The organism is Bacillus sp. FSL K6-0042, assembly GCF_038006685.1.
GTDB classification, from domain to species: Bacteria; Bacillota; Bacilli; order Bacillales; family Bacillaceae_G; genus Bacillus_A; species Bacillus_A pseudomycoides.
Genome location: NZ_JBBOVS010000001.1, coordinates 817,720 through 841,174, shown reverse-complemented (window position 1 = coordinate 841,174; position 23,455 = coordinate 817,720). Strand labels below are relative to the sequence as shown.

At 37.8% G+C, this 23,455-nt stretch carries 15 protein-coding genes; 13 read left to right on the top strand and 2 right to left on the bottom strand.

Annotation, left to right across the window (positions count from 1 at the left end; translation table 11 throughout):
- The first annotated feature begins 54 nt into the window (after window positions 1-54).
- The 12 genes from MHH45_RS04495 to MHH45_RS04440 all read left to right on the top strand — a co-directional run bounded on the left by MHH45_RS04495 (window position 55) and on the right by MHH45_RS04440 (window position 20,365).
- Complete coding sequence (locus MHH45_RS04495; protein ID WP_016114814.1) at window positions 55-294, top strand: DUF2584 family protein; 240 nt, start codon at window positions 55-57, stop codon at window positions 292-294.
- Between the two features lie 21 nt (window positions 295-315).
- Entirely contained in the window at window positions 316-1,473 is a 1,158-nt protein-coding gene (locus MHH45_RS04490; protein ID WP_003197609.1) for an exonuclease SbcCD subunit D, read from the top strand.
- The gene (locus MHH45_RS04485) at window positions 1,470-4,559 is read left to right on the top strand and encodes an AAA family ATPase (RefSeq protein WP_088094519.1); all 3,090 of its coding nucleotides are present in this window, start codon (window positions 1,470-1,472) and stop codon (window positions 4,557-4,559) included. Before MHH45_RS04490 ends, MHH45_RS04485 begins: the two co-directional genes overlap by 4 nt.
- Before the next feature lie 730 nt (window positions 4,560-5,289).
- Entirely contained in the window at window positions 5,290-6,075 is a 786-nt protein-coding gene (locus MHH45_RS04480; protein WP_003197614.1) for a 2,3-dihydro-2,3-dihydroxybenzoate dehydrogenase, read from the top strand.
- Window positions 6,076-6,099: 24 nt separating this feature from the next.
- On the top strand, window positions 6,100-7,317 hold the full coding sequence (gene dhbC / locus MHH45_RS04475; RefSeq protein WP_016114816.1) for an isochorismate synthase DhbC: 1,218 nt from the start codon (window positions 6,100-6,102) through the stop codon (window positions 7,315-7,317).
- Between the two features lie 18 nt (window positions 7,318-7,335).
- Window positions 7,336-8,952 (top strand): (2,3-dihydroxybenzoyl)adenylate synthase, encoded by a 1,617-nt coding sequence (locus MHH45_RS04470; RefSeq protein ID WP_016132805.1) that lies wholly within the window; start codon window positions 7,336-7,338, stop codon window positions 8,950-8,952.
- A 46-nt stretch (window positions 8,953-8,998) separates the two neighbouring features.
- Window positions 8,999-9,919 (top strand): isochorismatase, encoded by a 921-nt coding sequence (locus MHH45_RS04465; protein ID WP_016114818.1) that lies wholly within the window; start codon window positions 8,999-9,001, stop codon window positions 9,917-9,919.
- A 14-nt stretch (window positions 9,920-9,933) separates the two neighbouring features.
- On the top strand, window positions 9,934-17,091 hold the full coding sequence (locus tag MHH45_RS04460) for an amino acid adenylation domain-containing protein (RefSeq protein ID WP_016114819.1): 7,158 nt from the start codon (window positions 9,934-9,936) through the stop codon (window positions 17,089-17,091).
- Window positions 17,088-17,309: an MbtH family protein gene (locus tag MHH45_RS04455; RefSeq protein WP_016114820.1), complete on the top strand. Its 222-nt coding sequence runs from the start codon at window positions 17,088-17,090 to the stop codon at window positions 17,307-17,309. Before MHH45_RS04460 ends, MHH45_RS04455 begins: the two co-directional genes overlap by 4 nt.
- Before the next feature lie 2 nt (window positions 17,310-17,311).
- Window positions 17,312-18,766 carry an MDR family MFS transporter gene (locus MHH45_RS04450; protein WP_016114821.1) on the top strand — a complete coding sequence of 485 codons (1,455 nt, stop codon included), beginning with the start codon at window positions 17,312-17,314 and terminating at the stop codon, window positions 18,764-18,766.
- Between the two features lie 172 nt (window positions 18,767-18,938).
- On the top strand, window positions 18,939-19,703 hold the full coding sequence (locus MHH45_RS04445; protein WP_033671190.1) for a 4'-phosphopantetheinyl transferase family protein: 765 nt from the start codon (window positions 18,939-18,941) through the stop codon (window positions 19,701-19,703).
- Between the two features lie 113 nt (window positions 19,704-19,816).
- Window positions 19,817-20,365: a hypothetical protein gene (locus MHH45_RS04440; protein WP_016114823.1), complete on the top strand. Its 549-nt coding sequence runs from the start codon at window positions 19,817-19,819 to the stop codon at window positions 20,363-20,365.
- Between the two features lie 39 nt (window positions 20,366-20,404).
- On the opposite strand, the gene MHH45_RS04435 is transcribed toward MHH45_RS04440, so the two are convergent.
- A complete protein-coding gene (locus tag MHH45_RS04435; protein WP_016114824.1) occupies window positions 20,405-20,677 on the bottom strand; it encodes an HU family DNA-binding protein in 273 nt (90 codons plus the stop codon).
- 306 nt (window positions 20,678-20,983) lie between these two features.
- Here MHH45_RS04435 and MHH45_RS04430 point away from each other — a divergent pair, with 306 nt between their 5' ends.
- Complete coding sequence (locus tag MHH45_RS04430) at window positions 20,984-21,931, top strand: MBL fold metallo-hydrolase (protein WP_016114825.1); 948 nt, start codon at window positions 20,984-20,986, stop codon at window positions 21,929-21,931.
- A 55-nt stretch (window positions 21,932-21,986) separates the two neighbouring features.
- On the opposite strand, the gene MHH45_RS04425 is transcribed toward MHH45_RS04430, so the two are convergent.
- Window positions 21,987-23,354 (bottom strand): alanine/glycine:cation symporter family protein, encoded by a 1,368-nt coding sequence (locus MHH45_RS04425; RefSeq protein ID WP_088094346.1) that lies wholly within the window; start codon window positions 23,352-23,354, stop codon window positions 21,987-21,989.
- Window positions 23,355-23,455: the final 101 nt, after the last annotated feature.

Here is a 23,455-nt window from a genome sequence, read left to right as displayed (position 1 = left end):
GAATAGCCGCTATACTATTAAAGTATAGAGAACTGGAAAAGGGGTTGTATTTATATGAAATTTGAGATGCATACAAAGATTATTTCAAATGAAAAAGAAATGAGATTACATATAGAAGAAAATATATTTCAATTAATATTAGACGGTTATCATTTATTTGCTGTGGATGAAATGTTACCTTTATATAAATCTGATCAAGAAAGAATCGGTAGTGCAATCGTTCAAAAGTTAGAGTGGGAAGATGGGAAGACAACACTTAACTACCAACTGGTTTCATTACAATCAGTAAATTAAAAGAGAGAAAGGAAGGAAAAGATGAAGTTTTTTCATACAGCGGATTGGCATTTAGGAAAACTTGTTCACGGTGTGTATATGACCGAAGATCAACGAATTGTATTAGATCAGTTCGTTCAAGCTGTGGAAGAAGAAAAACCAGATGCCGTAATTATTGCAGGTGATTTGTATGACCGAGCGATTCCTCCAACAGAAGCAGTAGATTTACTAAATGATGTATTAAAAAAGATAGTGATTGATTTACAAACGCCAGTAATTGCAGTAGCAGGGAATCATGATAGTCCAGACCGTATTCATTTTGGCAGCAGTTTAATGAAAAAACAAGGGTTACATATTGTTGGCCAATTTCAATTTCCGTATGAACCAGTTGTTTTACATGATAAGTATGGGGAAGTGCATTTTCATTTAATCCCATATGCGGATCCAAGTATTGTAAGACATGTGATGAAAAATGAAGATATTCGGTCGCATGATGATGCGATGCGCATTTTCATGAATGAACTTTCAGAAACGATGAATCAAGAAGCAAGACACGTATTTGTAGGCCATGCATTTGTCACTTCTTCAGGTGAAGCAGAAGAAAATACGAGTGATGCAGAGCGTCCGCTTTCCATCGGCGGTGCTGAATACGTAAATAGTCATTATTTTGATAAGTTTCATTACACAGCACTTGGGCATTTGCACCAAGCGCACTTTGTACGTAATGAAACGATTCGTTATTCTGGTTCACCACTTGCGTATTCTATTTCTGAAGAGCGGCATAAAAAAGGGTATTATATTGTGGAATTAGACGAAACAGGTCAAGTGGAAATAGAAAAGCGTTTATTTACACCTCGTCGCCAAATGCGAACAGTAGAAGCGAAAATAGATGATTTATTAAAGTATCCAACAAGTGAAGATTATGTCTTCGTAAAGTTATTAGATGAAAATCCTGTACTGCAGCCAATGGAAAAAATTCGTTCTGTATATCCAAATGCTATGCATGTTGAACGTTCTATGCAAAGACGAGAATTTACAGAAACCAATGAAGTTACTGTTTCTAGACATAAAACAGATGATCTATCCCTTTTGAAAGCTTTTTATAGAGAAATGAAGGGCTCAGATTTATCAGAAGAGAAAGAACGTCTTTTCTTAGACGTATTACAAACAGTGCAGGAACGGGAAGGTGAACGAGGATGAGACCACTTCAGCTTATTATGACCGCATTTGGTCCGTATAAACAGCGAGAAGTTATCGATTTCAGCGATCTTGGCGATCACCGTATTTTTGCTATTTCAGGAAATACGGGAGCTGGGAAAACAACGATATTTGATGCGATTTGTTATGTATTATATGGGGAAGCGAGCGGAGAAGAACGTAGTGATACGAGTATGCTACGTAGCCAATTTGCTGATGATAATATATACACAAGTGTAGAATTAACCTTCCAGTTGAAAGGAAAGCAATACGAAATAAAAAGACAGCTCGGTCATAAAAAACAAGGGAATAAAACAGTTACAGGGTATGCTGTTGAGCTATATGAAGTAATAGGTGATGAGAAGGTTCCATGTGTGGATCGTTTTCATGTGACAGATGTGAACAAAAAGGTTGAAGATTTAATCGGACTTAGCAAACATCAATTTAGTCAAATTGTTATGCTTCCGCAAGGAGAATTCCGAAAACTATTAACGTCTGAAACAGAAAATAAAGAAGAAATTTTACGTCGTATTTTTAAAACAGATCGTTATAAATTAATGCGTGAATTGTTAGATCAAAAACGTAAACAGTGGAAAGACGTCTTACAAGAAAAGCAAAAAGAAAGAGAACTGTACTTCCGTAATGTTTTTAAATTACCGGTTCGAGATGATTCATTATTAGAGACATTAGTTCAACAGGAACATGTAAATACGCACCAAGTAGTCGAAGCGCTTGAACAAGAAAAAAATTGCTATGAGGCGGAAGTTGAACAATTACAAGCGCAGCAAACATTGCAAACGCAGCAATTAAAAAAAACCGAAGATCGTTTTCATACAGCTAAGTCTATTAATGAAAAGTTCAAAGATTTACAGCAAAAACAAGAGAAACAAGCAGTTTTACAAGCAAATCGAGAACAAATAGAAACAGAAGAACAACGTTTTAAACTTGCTGAACAAGCGAAACGATTATTACCATTTGAACAATGGTATGAAGAAGCGGTACAGAGTGAACAAAATGCTGAACAATTATTGAAACAAATATCTGTAAAAAAAGAAAAGACGGTTAAGGCGTTTGAACTTGCTTATGAGAAATATGAAGAATTAAAGGGTAAAGAGTCTGTTCGTGAAGAAGGTAAGAAAACTGTACAAAGATTAGAAGAGTTACAGCCAATTATTGCTTCATTAGCAGAGAAAAAATCAAAATTGCAACAGGCAGAACTTCAAAGTGGGAAATTGAAGGAAGGTATTCAGAAGTTTGAGAAACAGCTAGAAGGACAGATTTCTCAAAAACAACAAATTGCCGGAGAATTACAACAGCTAGAGGTTGCACTTGAGCAATATGTAGCAAAAGTAGAAGAGCTAACAAATATGCGGGAAGATGCAAAAGTACTAAAGCAAGCATATGACGTTTGGCAAGAAAAGCAAAAATATGAACAAGAAAAAGAAGTTGCAAATCAAAAGATGGAAGTTGCAGTTAAAGCATATGAAGAGATGGAGCATCGTTGGTTAAATGAACAAGCAGGAATGTTAGCTCTTCATCTTCATGAAGGTGAATCTTGTCCTGTATGTGGTAGCATAGATCATCCAAAGAAAGCTACAGAACGTGGAGATTCCATTGATGAAAAACAGCTAAATGAACTGCGCGAAAAGAAAACAGTTGCTGAAAAATTACATGTTCAAGTAGAAGAGAAATGGAATTTCTACAGATTACAATATGAGCAAGTAATAGATGAAGTCGTAAAACGAGGATACCGTTCAGAAGAGTTAGTTGAAACATACCGTACGCTAGTGCAAAACGGAAAACAACTAGCAGCTGAGGTAAACACATTAAAGGAAAGTGAAGAAAAACGTAAACAGCTAGCGTTAAGTGTAAAAGGATTAGAAGAAAAAGTAGAAGAATTACAGAAGCAAAAACGCGAAGCTGAGGTGATGCAGCACCGTACTGAAATGGAGTGCATGCAACTTCGTACGTCCTATGAACATGATCAGCAAAAAACCCATGAGGACTTACAAACGTTAGAAGCTTGGAAAAAACAATTTGATCAAGCTGTTAGCACACTTCGCTTTATGGAAGAGGAGTGGAAGAAAGTACAAGAAGCTTATCAACATTGGCAAAATGAAAATATACGCATACAAGCTGAGTATGATGGTGCTCTAAAGCAAGTAAGTCATGCAAAAGAAAAGCAAGAAGAGACTTTACTTCGCTTTACGACAGAGCTTGAACAAGGTGGATTTATCGACCAACAAGCTTATAAAGAAGCAAAATTAACAGATGTAGAAATGAAGCATTTGCATGAGCAAATTCAAGAGTACTATTCATCCTTAGAAGTATTGGCTAAACAAATTGAGGAACTAGTAAATGAATTAAGCGGGAAAGAATGGACGGACATTACAGCTCTAGAAGAACAAATGAAAGAGTTAGGAATTCAGCTTGATATTACAAAAGAAAAGCGCCAGCGTGCCCAAAGTGCAGTTGCATACATTACCGATTTGCATGAAAACATTAGACGAATTGATGAACAAATTCATGAAGAAGAAAAAGCTTTCCAAGAACTTGTTGATTTATATGAAGTCATGAAAGGGGATAACGAAAGTCGTATTTCGTTTGAACGTTACATTTTAATTGAGTATTTAGAACAAATTGTTCAAATTGCTAACGAAAGACTTCGTAAACTATCAAACGGCCAGTTCTATTTAAAACGAAGTGAAAGAGTTGAAAAACGAAATCGTCAAAGTGGACTAGGATTAGATGTATATGACGCATATACAGGTCAAACACGTGACGTAAAAACATTGTCTGGCGGGGAAAAATTTAATGCATCGCTTTGTCTAGCACTTGGTATGGCAGATGTGATCCAGGCATATGAAGGCGGTATTTCTATCGAAACCATGTTTATCGATGAAGGATTTGGCTCGCTAGATGAAGAGTCATTAACAAAAGCGATCGATGCATTGATTGATTTACAAAAATCAGGACGATTTATTGGCGTTATTTCACACGTTCAAGAGTTGAAAAACGCAATGCCAGCAGTTTTAGAGGTAACGAAGCAGAAGAATGGTTGTAGTGAGACTCGGTTTGTGGTGAAATAATAAAACTAATAAAAAGGTTAATAGTAAATTTTAATTATGAGAGGACGTATGCTTAATAGTGGGCATATGTCCTTTTTTCATATAGTTATATCGGTATGATTTATGTTTGAAGGAAGCGTTGTTTAGAGAAAAAGATGTAAATAGTTATTTTTAAATAAATTTCTTAATAAAATTTTTTCAGAAATTTATTGAGAAATTAAATGTTCAATATGATGGTTTTTATTATAAAATAAAAATTTTTATGTAATTAATGATTATTAATTAGGAAATTTGAAAGTTTCAATTTAATTTTTTAAATCTATTATTTTCACAGAAAATAGGATGAAAAAAGTCTATATTTACAATAAAAGCAGAGATTTTTATGCAGATAAGTATGGGGACATAATAAAATATTTTATCTGAAAAATAAAAAAAGATTGACAAGACTGTTGAGAAACATTATCATTTCGGTGTACAAAAGAAAATGAAAATCATTATCAATTAATACTAAGTGAGTATTACCTAGTTTATTGTGACTGAAATTAAGATTAAATTGCACTTGACTGATAAGTTTAATATGTGTATGATTTTCGTAAATATAATGATAATGATTATCAATATCGTTATTAGTTGGTGATGTTTGTTTAAATATTTTCTTTGCACAGATTAATTAGGTTAACTTTATTAATCTGCAATTGAGAATATACAAGATAAACTAGATCGATTCGTTGTAAGGAAAGGAATTGAGAATATGGATTTCGGGGAATTTGATGGGAAGATTGCATTAGTTACTGGTGCAGCACAAGGAATTGGAGAGACTGTAGCGAACATGCTTGCGGAAAGAGGGGCAAAAGTTGCAGCGGTTGATAAGAATATTTTAGAACTCAATAAGCTTTCAGATTATCATGCAACAAGAGGCAGCTCTTTGAAAGTATTCGCTTTAGATGTGAGTGATAGTTCCGCAGTGGAAAATACAGTAAATCAGATTGAGGATACAATGGGGCAAATTGATATTTTAGTTAATGTTGCTGGTGTTTTGAAGATGAATGCAATTCACTCTTTAAGTGATGAAGATTGGGACAAGACTTTTTCTGTAAATGCTACAGGGGTGTTTTATGTATCTAGATCAGTAAGTAAACGTATGAGATCACGTAAATCTGGTGCGATTGTAACTGTAGGGTCAAATGCTGCCAGTGTACCTAGAATGGAAATGGCTGCGTATGTAGCATCGAAAGCTGCTGCAACGATGTTTACAAAATGTCTTGGTCTTGAGCTTGCGGAATATAATATTCGCTGTAATTTAGTTTCTCCTGGTTCAACTGAGACAGAGATGCAGCGATTACTTTGGATAGATGAAAATGGGGCTGAAAAAATTATTGCAGGCTCACAAGATACATATAGATTAGGAATTCCATTAAAAAAAATAGCAACGCCTTCAGAGATTGCTGAAGCAGTTCTATTTTTAGCGTCAGATAAAGCAAGCCATATTACGATGCATAATCTGTGCATTGATGGCGGCGCTACTTTAGGAATCTAAATTAAATATAGGAGGTTTAAAATAATGAATCATACAACTGCTTTAAAGGAGTTAGCCACAAAATTACTAGATGACTATAAAGCTGGATCTTCATTCTTTTTTGCTTCACCGTACCGTACAATACTTGCCGAAGGAACATTTGCAACGGTGAAACATAGTCAGGTAGAAAATTTTCCTGAGCTGGTTCATGCTGTACTAAATAATGCGAAGCAAGCTGGGCACCATAATCCCATTGTTGTAGGAGCGCTTCCTTTTGATCGTAGAAAAGCGGTACAGCTCGTTGTACCTCAGGAGAGCAGGCTAGCAGATCGTCTGCAATTTGATTTTACAGATCGAATCCAGCAATCACCTGCACTTACATATGAAATGAATCCTATTCCGTCACCTTCAGAATATATGCGTGGTGTAGAGCAAGGAGTAGCTAAAATAAAGAGCGGTCACATAAAGAAAATCGTTCTATCTAGATCGTTGGATTTGAAATCTCCAGAAAAGGTTGACATTCAAAAACTGCTTTGTGATTTAGCGCAGCACAATAAACAGGGGTATACGTTTGCGGTAGATTTACCGAAGAGTGAAGAAATAGGGAATTGTGAGGCTTCACCAAAGCGTAGTCATACACTCATAGGAGCGAGTCCAGAGTTACTTGTCTCACGGAGTGGAATGCAGGTCATTTCTAATCCGCTTGCAGGCTCTAGACCTCGAAGTAAAGACCCTGAAGAAGATAAGAGACGAGCAGATGAGTTGCTTTCTTCAGCTAAAGATTTACATGAACATGCTGTTGTTGTTGAAGCGGTAGCTGCGGCGCTTCGTCCGTACTGTCGTACATTGCATGTTCCCAAAAAACCATCATTAATAAATAGTGAAGCAATGTGGCATTTATCTACTGAAGTAAAAGGAGAATTACTAGACGCATCAGTGTCTGCATTAGAATTAGCACTTGCGCTTCATCCTACACCAGCAGTTTGTGGAACTCCGACAGAAAAAGCTCGAGAGGCTATTAACGAAATTGAACCGTTTGATCGAGAATTTTTCACGGGAATGCTTGGTTGGAGTGATCTGAATGGTGACGGTGAATGGATTGTTACGATTCGTTGTGCGGAAGTTGAAGAGAATTCCCTTCGTTTATTCGCAGGAGCTGGTATTGTTGCGGAGTCAAAACCTGAAGATGAGCTAGCTGAAACATCAGCTAAGTTTCGTACAATGCTTCGGGCTATGGGATTAAATGATGAATCTTTGAAATAGAAGTTAGGGGGATAAATGATGTTAACAGGATGCCAGGAGTGGCCAAAGGAATTTGCAGATCGATATAAAGAAGAGGGGTGCTGGCGCGGAGAGACCTTTGGAGAGATGCTGCGAGAACGTGCGATGAAACATGGTGACCAGATTGCAGTGACAAGTGGCGAAAAACACTTAAGCTATAGTGAACTGGACAAAAGAGTAGATCAATTAGCTGCAGGATTTCTAAATTTAGGAATTAAACAAACGGATCGAGTGGTTCTTCATTTACCAAATATTACGGAGTTTTTCGAAGTCTGCTTTGCGCTTTTTCGCATTGGTGCAGTTCCAGTCTTTGCTTTGCCGTCACACCGAAGTAGTGAAATAAGCTATTTTTGTGAATTTGCTGAAGCGACTGCTTATATTATTTCTGATAAACAGTTTGGATTCGACTATCGAAAACTTGCAAGAGAAATAAAAGAAAAAGTTCCAACGCTGCAACATGTAATCGTTGTAGGAGAGGCGGAGGAATTTGTAGGAATTCGTGATCTTCATATGAATCCGGTCAATCTGCCAGAAGTGAAATCTAGCGATGTAGCTTTCTTGCAACTATCAGGCGGGACAACGGGATTGTCTAAATTAATTCCAAGAACACATGATGACTATATTTATAGTTTACGAGTAAGTGCTGAAATTTGTAAATTGGATCAACAGAGTGTGTATCTTGCTGTACTTCCGGTTGCGCATAACTATCCGCTTAGTTCGCCGGGGACTCTTGGGACGTTATATGCCGGAGGGCGGATTGTTCTAGCTTCTGGGGGAAGTCCAGATGAAGCGTTCTCTCTTATTGAGAAGGAACGTGTCACAATTACAGCACTTGTGCCCCCCCTTGCAATGGTATGGCTTGACGCAATAGCTTCACGCAATAATGATCTATCTAGTCTGCAAGTTTTACAGGTAGGCGGTGCAAAGTTTAGCGCGGAAGTGGCCAAGCGTATACGCCCGGCATTCGGTTGTACATTGCAACAAGTTTTTGGTATGGCCGAAGGGTTAGTGAATTATACGAGACTTGATGATGCAGAAGATATCATTATTCATACGCAAGGAAGACCAATGTCAGAGTTTGATGAAGTTCGTGTAGTTGATGAATATGATAATGACGTAGAGACAGGTCAAGTGGGGAGTTTATTAACTCGTGGACCATATACAATCCGTGGATACTATAAAGCTGAAGAACATAACGCTAAATCCTTTACTTCGGATGGTTTTTACCGCACGGGCGATCTTGTCAAAATAAATGAGCAAGGTTATTTAGTGGTTGAAGGACGCGATAAGGATCAGATTAATCGTGGTGGAGAGAAAGTTGCGGCTGAAGAAGTTGAAAATCATCTGTTAGCTCATGCAGCGGTACACGATGTTGCAATAGTATCTATGCCAGACGATTATTTAGGTGAACGTACTTGTGCTTTCGTTATAGCTCGCGGGGAAACACCGACTGTAGGGCATTTGAAAATGTTTTTAAGAGATCGAGGAATTGCGGCATATAAAATTCCAGATCGAATTGAATTTATAGACTCGTTTCCACAGACTGGTGTCGGAAAAGTGAGTAAGAAAGAATTACGGAAGGCAATTGCTGAAAAACTTAAATCTACCATAAAGTAATAAATGACAAATAAATATTCTTAACAATTCGAAAGGAAGTGATTAGATGGCTATTCCAGCTATCTCAGTATACCCAATGCCATTAGAGTCAGATTTACCAAATAATAAAGTAACGTGGAAGCCAGATCCGAAACGTGCTGTTCTTCTTATTCATGACATGCAAGAGTATTTTCTTGATGCATATCATGCAGAGGAATCACCAAGAGTAGAACTGATTTCAAATATTCAATCTATCAGAAAAACATGTAAGGAAATTGGTGTTCCTGTCGTTTATACTGCACAACCAGGTGGACAAACGCCAGAGCAAAGAGGATTATTGCAAGATTTTTGGGGGGCGGGTATTCCTGATGGGCCTCACAAGAAGAAAATTGTAGATGAGCTCACTCCTGATGAGAATGATATTTTCCTTACAAAATGGAGATATAGTGCTTTTAAGAAAACAAATCTTCTAGAGATTTTACATGAACAAGGGCGTGATCAGCTTATTATTTGTGGGGTTTATGCACATATTGGATGTCTTTTAACGGCATGCGAAGCATTTATGGATGGGATACAACCATTCTTCGTCGCTGATGCGGTTGCTGATTTTTCACAAGAACATCATAAACAAGCTTTGCAGTACGCATCTGAGCGATGTGCAGTAACTATAATAACGAATTTATTATTAAAAGATTTACAAAGTTTAAAAGAAACGTCTGCAGCAGAAGAAAATACAGGATTCACATTACAATCGGTACGTGAACAAGTTGCTGAATTGCTTCGTGAATCACCAGCAGATATTGGAGATAACGAAGATTTATTAAATAGGGGGCTTGACTCAGTTAGAATTATGAGTTTAGTAGAGAAATGGCGCCAAATAGGTGTAGAAGTTACATTCGCAGATTTGGCTGAGCGTCCAACAATTTATGACTGGTTTAATTTGGTGTCCTCCCAAGAGGAAAAGGTGCTATCAAATACAGATAGATAAAGGGGTAAATACGAATGTCTCATTGTCAAAAGGTTCGTCATTCATTGTCAGGTGCGCAAACGGGTATGTGGTTTGCGCAGCAACTTGATCCGAAAAATCCAATTTATAATACGGGTGAATACATAGAAATACATGGTTCAGTTGATGTGAAAACATTTGAATTAGCTGTGCGTAAAGTTGTAATGGAAGCTGAATCTTTACATGTTCACTTTGAAGAAGATGAGAAAGGGCCATGGCAAGTTATCGATGATTCACCTGAATTTCATATGCATATTATTGATGTTAGTACTGAAGAAAATCCCCAAAAAGCCGCTGAAGCGTGGATGAAAGTGGATTTATCTACGCCAGTGAATCTGAAAAAGGACAAGCTGTATACGGAGGCGCTTTTTAAAGTCGCTTCCAATCGTTTCTTCTGGTATCAGCGCATCCATCACATTGTGATGGATGGATACGGATTTTCTTTACTTGCGCAAAGAGTAGCAAGAGTATATACGGCATTCATGAATAATCAATCGTATGATGAGAGATCATTTGGTTCTTTATATACCATTTTAGAGGAGGATGCTGCGTATCGTGCATCGGAGCAATTTGAGAAAGATCGTAGCTTTTGGTTAGAACGGTTCCAAGATCAACCAGAAGTAGTAAGTTTAGCGGAACGTGCTCCTAGAACATCGAAGACATTTCTACGCCAACCAGCACATTTGTCTCGTTTAAGTACAGAATCTTTGCGGAAGGTTGCACATGATTGTAATGCGAATTGGCCGGATCTTATCATTGCTGCAACTGCTATCTATATACACAAGTTAACAAGTGCAGAGGATGTAATTTTAGGTTTACCGATGATGGGGCGTTTAGGATCAGCATCGATCAATATCCCTGGTATGGTCATGAATGTAGTCCCGCTTCGCTTGTCTATAGGCTCTAATATGAGTTTTGCTGAGATTGTCGGGCAGGTTTCTAATGAGGTTCTTGATATACGTTTTCATCATAAGTATCGTCATGAAGAATTACGCCGAGATCTTAAATTATTGGGAGAAAATCAAAGGTTATTTGGTCCAATGACTAATGTGATGCCATTTGACTATGCCTTGAGTTTTGCAGGAAATCATGGGGTTAAACATAATCTTTCGGCAGGACCGGTTGATGATCTTTCAATAAATGTGTCAAACGAGTTTGGTGAAAACGGCTTAAGGATTCATTTTGACGCAAATCCTGAGGTGTATAACTTAGAAGAGCTACTAACTCACAAGAAGAGATTTATGAATTTTCTGGAAGAAGTCTCGAATCTTCAAGTAAATTCACCGATTGGAAATCTAGAGCTCTTACTTCATGAGGAACGCAAGCTAGTTTTAGCCGAATGGAATCAAACTATGAAAGAAAGTTCATTCGTAAGTGTACCTGCTCTCATTGAAAAACAAGTAAGTAAATCTCCTGATGCTATTGCTGTCGTATGTGATGGACTAGAACTTACTTATAAAGAATTAAATGAACAGGCAAATCAACTTGCTCATTTCTTGTTAGAACGGGGCGTTCAATCTAAACAATTTGTAGCGTTAGCATTTCCAAGATCTGTAGAAATGGTTATCGGGATGTTAGCAGTTCTTAAGACGGGAGCAGCATATTTACCAATTGACCCAGAATATCCAGAGGATCGAATTACGTATATATTAAGCGATGCTCAGCCTGCTTGTATCCTAACACATTCTTCTGTTTTAGGTGATTTACCGAATGAGGATCATATAACAAGAGTTGTGCTTGATAATCAGGATACAAAAGAAGAGTTAAGAGGATACCAGAAAAATAACCTAGATTCATTTGATGGAGCAGCACCCTTAAATCCTGCGTATACAATTTATACTTCGGGGTCAACAGGTAAGCCAAAAGGTGTCGTTGTGCCGATGCAAAGCTTAAGAAACTTTTTATTGGCGATGCAAGATCAATTCTCATTACATGTAAATGATCGTTTGTTGGCTGTTACAACCTTTGCGTTTGATATTTCAGCTTTAGAACTTTATTTACCACTTATTAGTGGAGCAAGCGTTCAAATTGCCCAAAAAGAAGCAGTTCAAGATTCTTCAGCATTAACAGAAATCATTCAAAAGGAAAACATCACAATTATGCAAGCTACACCAACACTTTGGCATGCGCTTGTAACAGATTATCCAGAAAGATTAATAGGACTTAAAGTTCTTGTTGGTGGTGAGGCACTTCCATCGAATCTAGCGTCTCGGTTAAAAGAATTAAATTGCCATGTTACAAATCTTTATGGACCAACTGAAACAACAATTTGGTCAACTTTCATGGATATGAATGAAGAAGAGAGTGGTACACCTTCTATTGGAAGACCAATTTGGAATACAGAAGTATATGTACTAGATGCAGGTTTACAACCTGTACCACCTAGAGTGGTGGGAGAATTATATATTGCTGGTACGGGGCTTGCCAATGGATATTTAGGAAGACCAGAATTAACAGCTGAACGATTTGTTGCTAATCCATTTGGGAAACTTGGTACACGAATGTACCGTACGGGCGATCTTGTTAAATGGCGTAAGGATGGTTCGTTAGATTATGTGAGTCGTGCAGATCATCAAATTAAGATTCATGGATTCCGTATCGAGTTATCTGAAGTGGAAACTGTATTATCTCAGCACCCTCATGTTGAGCAAGTCGTTGTAATCGTTCGAGAAGATCGACCTGGCGATAAACGTTTGGTTGCTTACATTGTACCTGATGCTGATGGAAATCTTGACCTTGCAGAAATTCGAACATATGCAGGAGGGAGCCTACCAGGTTATATGATACCGTCAGCAATTATGACGATGTCTGAATTGCCATTGACACCGAACGGAAAGATTAATCGGAAAGTGTTACCAGCACCTGACTTCAATTTACTTGTTAGTGAACGCGTAGCTAGAAATCCACAAGAAGAAATTTTATGTGATTTATTTGCGGAAGTGCTTAGCATAGCGCGGATTGGAATCGATGATAACTTCTTTGAAATAGGCGGACATTCTCTGTTAGCTTCCCGGTTAATGGGACGTATTCGTGAAACATTAGGTGTGGAATTAGGCATTGGAAAACTATTTGAATCACCTACAGTCGCTGAACTTGCTAAACAATTAGATAGCACACAGAGTGCAAGGCCAGCTATTCAGAAAGTAGAGCGTCCAAGAGAAGTTCCTCTTTCTTTTGCACAGCGTCGTTTATGGTTCTTGAATTGTTTAGAAGGTCCAAGCCCAACTTACAATATTCCAGTAGTCATTCGAATGTCTGGTGAATTAAATCGAGAAGCTTTACAAGCTGCATTTTATGATATCGTCGATCGACATGAGACACTTCGAACTATTTTTCCTAACACGCTTGGTACGTCACATCAGCAAATTTTGGAGACAAATGAGGTAAATCCTACTTTAATTGTTACGCAGACTACTGATTCAGAATTACCTAAAGTACTTGCTGAATCTGTAAGATATAGCTTTAATCTTGCAGAAGAGCCAGCTATCCGTATGGAGCTTTTTGAAATAAATCCGGATGAACATGTGTTACTTGTATTATTGCATCATATTGTAGGGGATGGATGGTCATTAAACCCATTGTCAAGAGACATAGCAACTGCGTATCAAGCACATTGTAAAGGTGAATCAGTTCAGTGGAAGTCACTGCCAGTACAGTATGCCGATTATGCCCTTTGGCAACAAGAACTATTAGGAAATGAGAGTGCACAAGATAGTCTCATTTCACAACAAATTGATTTTTGGAAAGAAGAATTGAAGGGGTTACCAGCCCAACTTGAGTTACCTACAGATTATCAACGTCCTGTGGAAACGAGCTATTGCGGAGAAACGATAGATTTTCATGTAAATCCAGAGTTACATGAACGATTATTAGAGCTTGCTCGTAAAAATGGTGTTAGTTTGTTTATGATCCTACAATCCGGACTTGCTGCATTACTTACACGATTAGGGGCTGGAACGGATATTCCAATAGGTAGTCCAATTGCTGGGCGTAGTGATGATGCGCTTGGAGATATTGTCGGATTGTTCGTAAATACACTCGTTTTACGTACAGATACGTCTGGAGATCCTAGCTTTAGTCAACTGTTAAGCAGGGTGCGTAAAGTTAACCTTTCAGCATATGAACATCAAGATGTTCCATTTGAAAGACTTGTTGAAGTGTTGAACCCTGTGCGTTCGAGAAATAGTCATCCACTATTCCAAATTATGTTAGCTTTTCAAAATACACCAGAGGCTACACTTGATATACCGAATCTAGAAACGCATCTTGAGATTAAGAGTGTTGGTTCTTCGAAGTTTGATATGACGATAGAAATAAGTGAACGTAGTACGTCTGAAGGTCAGCCAAATGGATTACATGGTTTACTTGAATTTAGTACAGATTTATTTAAGCGTGAGACAGCTCAGAAACTTGTGAGTCGTTTCATTCATTTATTAGAAGACGCAGTAGAAGATCCAGAACAACCTATTGGGCGTTTGGAAATTTTGGACGAAGAAGAGCGTCAAACAGTACTTGAAAAATGGAATGGCGGCTTTCAAATTGCGCCTGAAATGACCTTACCGGAATTATTTGAGAAACAAGTTCGCTTAACGCCAGATGCAACCGCTGTCGTATTTGAGGACACTACGCTAACTTATGAAGAGTTAAATAAGAGATCGAATAAACTTGCACGTCTGTTAATTGAAAAAGGGGTAGGTCCAGAGCAAATGGTTGCTTTAGCGATACCAAGATCTCTTGATATGGTTGTGAGTTTGTTAGCAGTTTTGAAAGCGGGGGCAGGATATTTACCGCTAGATCCTGATTATCCATCGGATCGAATTTCATTCATGCTAAGTGATGCTAAGCCTGTCTGTATGATTACGAACACACAAGTGACAATAGAGAGTGAAGAGACCGTAACGATTGTAGTAGACGATTTCAAAATAATGGAGACATTAAACAAATATGGTGAAGAGAATATAGAAAATGTGGAACGAATACAGCCACTATCACCTTTACACATCGCTTATGTAATTTATACATCAGGTTCAACAGGAAGATCAAAAGGTGTAATGATTCCTCATCAGAATGTTATAAGGCTGCTTGGGGCAACTGATCATTGGTTCCAATTTGATTCGGAAGATGTTTGGACAATGTTCCATTCTTATGCTTTTGATTTTTCAGTTTGGGAAATTTGGGGGCCGCTATTGTATGGGGGCCGTCTTGTTGTCGTACCACACACTGTGAGTCGTTCACCTAGAGAATTTTTAAATCTGCTTGTCCAGGAAAAGGTAACAGTTTTAAATCAGACACCATCAGCATTTTATCAACTTATGCAAGCAGATCGCGAAAATGTTGAATTAGGGCAGAAGCTTTCCTTACGATATGTCGTTTTTGGTGGAGAAGCACTGGAATTAAGTCGTCTAGAAGATTGGTATAGTCGTCATCCAGAAAATTCACCTAAGCTTATTAATATGTATGGTATTACAGAAACAACTGTACATGTGAGCTATATCGAGCTGGATCAAAATATTGTATCTTTACGAGCAAACAGCTTAATTGGATGTAGTATACCAGATCTTAAAGTATATGTATTAGATAATTACTTACAACCTGTACCACCAGGAGTGGTAGGAGAAATGTATGTTGCAGGAGCAGGGCTTGCTCGTGGGTATTTAGGTCGTGCAGGGTTAACTGCGGAACGATTTATAGCAGATCCATACGGGAAACCTGGTACTCGAATGTATCGTACAGGAGATTTGGCGCGTTGGTGTCAAGATGGCACATTAGACTATATCGGTCGTGTAGACCATCAAATTAAGATTCGAGGTTTCCGAATTGAACTTGGCGAAATTGAAGCCGTTATTATGCAGCACTCTCATGTTGAACAAGTAGCTGTCATTGTACGTGAAGATCAGCCTGGTGATAAGCGATTAGTTTCCTATATTGTTCCGTCAGAACATGTAAACATTGATACAGCTGAAATGCGCCAATATGTAGGACTTAGTCTACCTGATTATATGGTACCATATGCTTTCGTTATGATAAGTGAATTACCTTTAACTCCAAATGGTAAGTTAGATCGTAAAGCATTACCAGCACCTGAATTCATGGTATCTACGATAAGCCGAGGACCAAGAACACCAAAAGAGGAAATTTTATGTGATTTATTTACAGAAGTTTTGAATTTACCTCGAATTGGCATTGATGATGGTTTCTTTGATCTTGGCGGTCATTCCTTACTTGCTGTGCAGTTAATGAGCCGGATCAGGGAAGCGCTAGGAGTAGAGTTAAGTATCGGTAGCTTATTTGCGGCACCGACAGTCGCAGGGCTTGCTGAAATATTTGAGATGGGGACGAGCCAAAGTGCGCTAGATGTAATCTTACCATTAAGAACAAGCGGTGAAGAGTTACCTATGTTCTGTGTACATCCAGCAGGTGGACTTAGCTGGTGTTATGCAGGATTAATGAAGTCTTTAGGAAGCAATCATCCAATTTATGGTGTACAGGCACGCGGCATTGCAAAAAGTGAAGAACTTCCAAAATCATTAGACGAAATGGCTGCTGACTATCTTGAGCACATTCGTGAGATACAGCCACATGGGCCGTACAGGTTGTTAGGTTGGTCTCTCGGAGGAAACGTTGTTCATGCAATGGCAACTCATTTGCAAAATCAAGGAGAAGAAGTTGAACTGCTTGTTATGTTGGATTCTTATCCCGGTCACTTTTTACCAAATACAGAAGCGCCTAGTGAGGAAGAAGCGCTTATTGCCCTACTTGCATTAGGAGGATACGACCCAGATAACATGGATGGAAAACCACTTGATATGGCAAACGCTATTGATATACTTCGCAGGGACGGCAGTGCATTAGCGAGTCTGGAAGAGGAAACAATTTTGAACTTGAAAGAAACATACGTAAATTCTGTTGGTCTTTTAGGAAAGTATGTTCCAAAACAATTTCATGGAAACCTTGTATTCTTTAGATCAACAATCATACCAGAATGGTTTGATCCGATTTCTCCAGATACATGGCTTAGTTATATAGATGGGGAAATTGAACAATATGATATTGATTGCCGACATAAAGATTTATGTCAGCCAGGACCACTTACAGAAATCGGACAAGTATTAGCTAGTAGGCTGCAAGCGATGAAAGGGGTAAATAAAGTATGACGAATCCATTTGAAAACGATAACTTTATGTATAAAGTGTTAGTAAATAAGGAAGGCCAGCATTCTGTCTGGCCAGCCTTTCTCGATGTACCAGCCGGGTGGGATGTTGTTCATGAACAAGATAGTAGACAAGCTTGTCTTGCGTATATCGAATTACACTGGAGTGATATGCAGCCAAAGAGTCTTCACTCACTTGAATGCGTTTCAGTAGGGGAGTAGTAATGAATTTGAAGCTGAATCCGAAAATTGTTGTTAGTGTTGTATATGTAACGGCTATGTTTATGGCTGCTATGGATGCAACGATTGTAAATGTAGCTCTGCAAACGATTAGTCATGAACTACAAGTTCCACCTTCAGCAATGGGGACAGTCAATGTTGGATATTTAGTAAGTTTGGCTGTGTTTTTACCTATTTCTGGGTGGCTTGGAGATCGGTTTGGTACAAAGCGAGTATTCCTAATTGCTCTTTCTGTATTTACAGCTGCTTCCGCGTTATGCGGAATTGCTGATAATATTACTGCCTTAAATATATTCCGTATCATACAAGGTGCTGGCGGAGGATTATTGACGCCAGTAGGAATGGCAATGTTATTTCGAACATTTTCACCACAAGAAAGACCGAAGATTTCTAGGTTCATCGTCTTGCCTATTGCTGTTGCCCCTGCAATAGGACCAATTGTTAGCGGGTTCTTTGTGGATCATATGTCTTGGCGCTGGGCATTTTATATTAATTTACCGTTTGGAATAGTAGCTTTACTAATTGGTGCGTTATTTTTAGTAGAGCATATTGAAAAAACTGCTGGGCGGTTAGATTTACCTGGTTTTATTCTTTCCGCACCAGGATTTGCAATGTTGATATATGCAATGAGTCAAGGGCCATCAAAAGGATGGGGTTCCTCAGAAATAATAGGGACAGGATTAGGTGGACTTTTGCTTATTATTCTCTTTGTATTTGTTGAACTTCGTGTGAAGCAGCCGATGCTAGACTTATGTTTGCTGCAAGATCGTTTATTTCGGAATATGAGTCTCATTTCGTTATTTTCGGCTGCTGGATTACTGGGCATGTTATTTATATTCCCGCTTATGTATCAAAATGTATTACATGCGTCGGCACTAGAAACAGGTCTTACAACATTTCCAGAAGCAATCGGGTTAATGATTGCTTCGCAAATTGTGCCTTTGTCTTACAAAAGACTTGGGCCACGTAAGTTGATTTCTACCGGTTTGCTATGTGCAGCGATTATATTTGTTGTTTTAAGCTTCGTGAATCAGGAAACAAACCCTTGGCTGGTCCGTATTCTATTGTTTTGCATAGGATTTTTCCTAGGTCATTCTGTAGGAGCTGTACAATTTTCAGCTTTTAATAATATTCATCCGTCTTCAATGGGGAGGGCGACAACTATTTTTAATGTGCAAAATCGATTAGGTTCCGCCATCGGTGTTGCAATTCTTGCAAGTCTTTTAGCAGCTTTTGGAAATCATAATGTAAGTGAAGCAGGAAATGAGAGTGCTAGTATTGTAGCGTATCAAATGGCCCTGCTTGGTGCAGCTGTATTCCTATTCATAGCATTATTATTTGTATTACGTATTCGTGATGCGGAAGTAATAGATACATCAAAGAAAAAAACGTCAGTCCAATCAAATGAAGCTCATTCAAAAGCAGTTGCAGGTGAATAAAGGAGGAAGGATCTGCCCAGGTGTAATAATAAATCTGGGTAGGTTTCTCTATTACAATAGCAATGATGAAAAGTGAGAAGGGGAAATGCTAGTGGGGATATTTGCTGAAGGATGGAATAGGTTCCATACTTTTCTTAGTATGAATATTGGATATAAAAAGGGGAGAATTTTTATGAAAGATTGGGAGATTGTAGATTCAGTACCAGAGTTAAGAAGTCATCACTGTCAAGTATGGTGGGCGCGAATTTCAGACTTGCAATCTTGGCACTATAGTTTATTAAGTGAAACGGAGCGTGAAAAAGCAAATTTGTTCCGTCATTCTGAGGACCGAGCAAGATTTATGATTGGATGTGCAATTAGTCGATTGGTACTAGGAAAACAACTCGCAATGTCTCCGCTTCAAGTACCAATCGATCGAACCTGTTCAGTTTGTAAGCTAGCGCATGGACGTCCGCAATTACCTGTAGGCATGCCGCAGCTATCTGTGTCACATTCAGGAGAACGAGTTGCTGTTGCGTTTACAACATCTACACCTATTGGTATAGATGTAGAACAAATAAATTCTAATATTGATGTACTTAAGATGGCAGTAGGAGTATTAACAGATATAGAAATTGCTCAGTTAATGCAACTGCCAGTTGAAAGGCGAATTGAAGGGTTTTTAACATATTGGACGCGGAAGGAAGCGATACTTAAGGCTACTGGCGAAGGGTTAATGATGTCACCTTCTAATCTTACTGTATCAACTCCAGATCATTTACCGGAACTCCTTGTTTTTCAGGATAAGTCACAGCTTGTTGAGACTACAACTTTGATGAATTTGCAACCTGGCTCAGGCTATGTTGCTTCAATAGCTTTATTAAACAAAGATGTAACAGAAATGAGGCAGTTTGATGCCGGAAAGCTTTTGCAGAGTAGTAGACTTCTCCCTCATTAATGAATAGTAATACTTTAATTGACGAAGGTGTGTACGAATAATACAGATACCTAGAGTGAAAATGTTCGCTTGAGTGGTTGCTAGATTATATAAATATAGAGGAGGTGTTAGTCATGTTAGTAGTGGAAAATAGAAAAAGAGAATTGGCTGATGCTACAGTATTTAAAATGGTTAAAGATTTATTGTTTTCTAAAGAGACGTCATCTATTACGTCTTTAGAAAATATGGTGAAAGATATAGTTCAGCTCAATGTTGTGGAACAAGAAATGTTAGATAGGGAATATATTCCAAAAGAAGTAAAAAGCTTTTTTGATAAAAATGGAACATTTCTTTACCGAGTTTCATCCATTAGTTACAAAGGAAAGGTGTTATCTGAAAATCTGATTTTTACTGATACCTCACTATTACCAAGTGAAATTGTGAAAGAGTTAGAAGGTGGAAACGTTCCTATTGAAAACCTAGTTGAGCAAATGGAAGTAAGAAAAAACATACTATATCAAGGATATCAGCCTTCTGGAAATATTATTGAACTGTTTGATGGCTGCTTATTACAATCTAGTATATACCCTACGAGAAAATATCAAATCGTAAGTAACTGTAGATGCTTATTTTATATTTGTGAAGTATATCATGCGGATAATATATATGAAGTAATGAGATAAATCACAGTATAAAATAACCCAGCCTAGGCTGGGTTATTTTTATTTTACAGCTTCTTTTAATTCTTTTCCTGCCTTAAAGGCTGGAACTTTCCCCGCTGCAATTTGAATTTCTTCACCTGTTTGCGGGTTGCGACCTGTACGCGCAGCTCTTTCGCGTACCTCAAATGTTCCGAAACCAATAAGTTGTACTTTGTCGCCAGTTTGTAAAGCATCCGTAATTGTGTCAAATACAGATTGGACAGCTGCTGAAGCTTCTTTTTGTGAGATATCGGCTGTTTGGGCCACATTTTTAATTAATTCAGTTTTGTTCATTTTTTCACCTCATATTAATTTTTTTGTCTAGGTTTGTTTTTGTAATGAGTGATAGAATGTAGAGATATTGTTGAAAAGATTGATAGAATCACATTGTTATCTTAAGTTCGGTGAAAGAAGCGGAATCCCTGCAAAGTATTGATGAATTTATTTTTTTCACCTCTTTAGAAAGAAGGATTTGTATAGAAAATAATAAAAAAACATAACTCGCATGAAAGTATTTATTAAAAAAGGCATTTCAACAGAGGAAATCGAAGCTGAATATTTGTATGAATAGGTAAAGCTATATGAGGAGGGAATAGGTATATGCAGAAAGAATATTTTAGTGAACATTTTGATGTTGAGAATATAGAAGACGGTATTTATGCTGCGATTGCAAAGGAAGGAGGAGGCTCCTTAGCCAATGCCGGTTTTGTTGATATAGGAGATCAAACGATTATTTTTGATACGTTTAACACACAACAAGCAGCTGCAGATTTAAAAGAGATAGCAGAAGAAATAACAGGTCATTCTATATCATGGGTTATTAATAGTCATTGGCACGGAGACCATATTCGTGGAAATCAAGTTTTTGAAAATTGTAATATCATATCTAGTCATAAAACATACGAGCAAATGGCAGAAATTCATCCTTTCAGAATTGATAAACAGAAACAAGACATAGAAGGTTTACATACATATATACAATCCCTACAAGATCAATTCACTCAAACAAATGATGAAGGCTTACGAAAACAGATTTCATTCTTAAATCAGTTAGCGGTTTCATTACCTACACTGCAACTTGTATTACCTCAATATTCTTTCCAAAATGAATTTACTATACATGGTTCAAAGAGAACTGCAAAATTGATTACGTTAGGCGGGGGCCATTCCGTTTGTGATACGATTCTTTACTTACCTAAAGAGAAGGTTTGTTTTATGGGTGATTTGTTATTTGTGAAATCACATCCTACTTTTTTTGAAGAATCTAATCTTCAAGAATGGAAGCGTATGTTAGAAATGATTGAGGAATTTGAAATTGATAAAGCAGTACCAGGACATGGCCCTGTAGGTGTAAAAACAGACTTGAGAAAAGTAATAGAATACATTGAAGAATTAACAGTTTTAGTTAGAGAGAATACAAGTATTGATGAGGTCAAATGTCCGAGTGCTTATAAAAATTGGCATGCTCCTGAGGTTTTTACATCAAATTTAAAGTATTTAAAGAAGGTAATGAAATTATCAATTTTGCAAAGTAATGTTATGAAATAATACAAATAAAGGGTATCCCATTTCTATATGGGATACCCTTGGCATTAAATGTTGATTAACTTGCTATTTTTTTATTTGATGGTTTGAGTTTTTCAGCTTGTAAGAAACGATTTGTTTCTGCTACCACAACACCACTTAATCCAATTAGACCGATTAAGTTTGGAATAGCCATAAGTCCGTTTGCGATATCAGCGAACGTCCAAACGATTCCGAGTTTTAAGTTGGCACCAATTGCAATCATTACAATGAAGATGGCTTTATAGTATTTCACAGCACCTTGTCCGAATAAATAAGCTACACATTTTTCACCATAATAAGACCATCCTAAAATAGTGGAGTAGGCAAATAATATGATTGCAATACCAAGTATCATACTACCAGTATCGCCAAATACAGATTGGAAAGCGAGTGTTGTTGCTTCAACACCAGTTTTTCCAGATTTCCAGGCGCCTGTTGTAATTAACACTAAACCAGTAATTGTACAAACAATAAATGTATCAAGGAAAGTTCCTGTCATTGACACAAGCGCTTGTTTAGCAGGTGAATCTGTTTTTGCAGCAGCAGCAGCAATTGGAGCGCTTCCTAAGCCTGCTTCATTGGCAAATACTCCGCGTGCCATCCCAATTTGAATAGCGGAAGCAATTGTTGCACCGATAAAACCACCAGCCGCTGCAGTACCTTGAAATGCACCAGAAAAAATAAGTGAAAATGCTTCTGGAACTTGATCAAAATGATAAAAAATAATAATGAGACCAGAAATTACATAAAAGAAAGCTTTAAGTGGAACGAAAAATCCAGTGACTTTCCCGATTTTTTTTACGCCACCTAAAATAACAATCGCAATTAAGAAAGCCATTAATATACCAGTTAAAGCAGGGGGAAACGAAAAGTTTATTCTCATAGCTTCTGCAACGGAATTCGATTGCACCATATTTCCGATTCCAAAAGAAGCGGTTGTTCCGAAAATGGCAAATAAAATTGCAAGCCATTTTTTCCCTAAACCACGTTCTAAGTAATACATTGGACCACCGGAATATTCGCCGTTTTCATTACTAATACGATATTTTACCGCGAGGATTGCTTCTGCATATTTCGTGGCCATACCGAACAAGGCAGTAATCCACATCCAAAATATTGCCCCTGGCCCACCGATTGTAACAGCTGTTGCGACACCAGCTATATTTCCCATCCCGATGGTCGCGGCCATTGCTGTCATGAGTGCTTGGAAATGACTAATATCCCCCGAAGAAGATGTATCTTCTGATTTTCGAAATGCTAGTTGGTGAGCGTATAAAAGTTTACTAAACTGCAAACCTTTTAGACGAACTGTGAGAATGATTCCAGTCCCGACTAGAAGGAATAAGGTTGGTAATCCCCATACGTAGTGATTGATTTGTTCTAATACTTTACTTACTGTCTCCATCTTTATTCTCCTTTTAGAAAAAATAAAAAACCACTTCACATAAATGAAATGGTCTCTGGAGAAACAAGGAATAGAAAAATAAACCGATACAAATCGGCGTT

Excerpts from the sequence above, each read along its gene's own strand:
- MHH45_RS04495 (WP_016114814.1), top strand. The coding sequence starts at position 55 with ATGAAATTTGAGATGCATACAAAGATTATTTCAAATGAAAAAGAAATG.
- MHH45_RS04490 (WP_003197609.1), top strand. The coding sequence starts at position 316 with ATGAAGTTTTTTCATACAGCGGATTGGCATTTAGGAAAACTTGTTCAC.
- MHH45_RS04485 (WP_088094519.1), top strand. The coding sequence starts at position 1,470 with ATGAGACCACTTCAGCTTATTATGACCGCATTTGGTCCGTATAAACAG.
- MHH45_RS04480 (WP_003197614.1), top strand. The coding sequence starts at position 5,290 with ATGGATTTCGGGGAATTTGATGGGAAGATTGCATTAGTTACTGGTGCA.
- dhbC (WP_016114816.1), top strand. The coding sequence starts at position 6,100 with ATGAATCATACAACTGCTTTAAAGGAGTTAGCCACAAAATTACTAGAT.
- MHH45_RS04470 (WP_016132805.1), top strand. The coding sequence starts at position 7,336 with ATGTTAACAGGATGCCAGGAGTGGCCAAAGGAATTTGCAGATCGATAT.
- MHH45_RS04465 (WP_016114818.1), top strand. The coding sequence starts at position 8,999 with ATGGCTATTCCAGCTATCTCAGTATACCCAATGCCATTAGAGTCAGAT.
- MHH45_RS04460 (WP_016114819.1), top strand. The coding sequence starts at position 9,934 with ATGTCTCATTGTCAAAAGGTTCGTCATTCATTGTCAGGTGCGCAAACG.
- MHH45_RS04455 (WP_016114820.1), top strand. The coding sequence starts at position 17,088 with ATGACGAATCCATTTGAAAACGATAACTTTATGTATAAAGTGTTAGTA.
- MHH45_RS04450 (WP_016114821.1), top strand. The coding sequence starts at position 17,312 with ATGAATTTGAAGCTGAATCCGAAAATTGTTGTTAGTGTTGTATATGTA.
- MHH45_RS04445 (WP_033671190.1), top strand. The coding sequence starts at position 18,939 with ATGAAAGATTGGGAGATTGTAGATTCAGTACCAGAGTTAAGAAGTCAT.
- MHH45_RS04440 (WP_016114823.1), top strand. The coding sequence starts at position 19,817 with ATGTTAGTAGTGGAAAATAGAAAAAGAGAATTGGCTGATGCTACAGTA.
- MHH45_RS04435 (WP_016114824.1), bottom strand. The coding sequence starts at position 20,677 with ATGAACAAAACTGAATTAATTAAAAATGTGGCCCAAACAGCCGATATC.
- MHH45_RS04430 (WP_016114825.1), top strand. The coding sequence starts at position 20,984 with ATGCAGAAAGAATATTTTAGTGAACATTTTGATGTTGAGAATATAGAA.
- MHH45_RS04425 (WP_088094346.1), bottom strand. The coding sequence starts at position 23,354 with ATGGAGACAGTAAGTAAAGTATTAGAACAAATCAATCACTACGTATGG.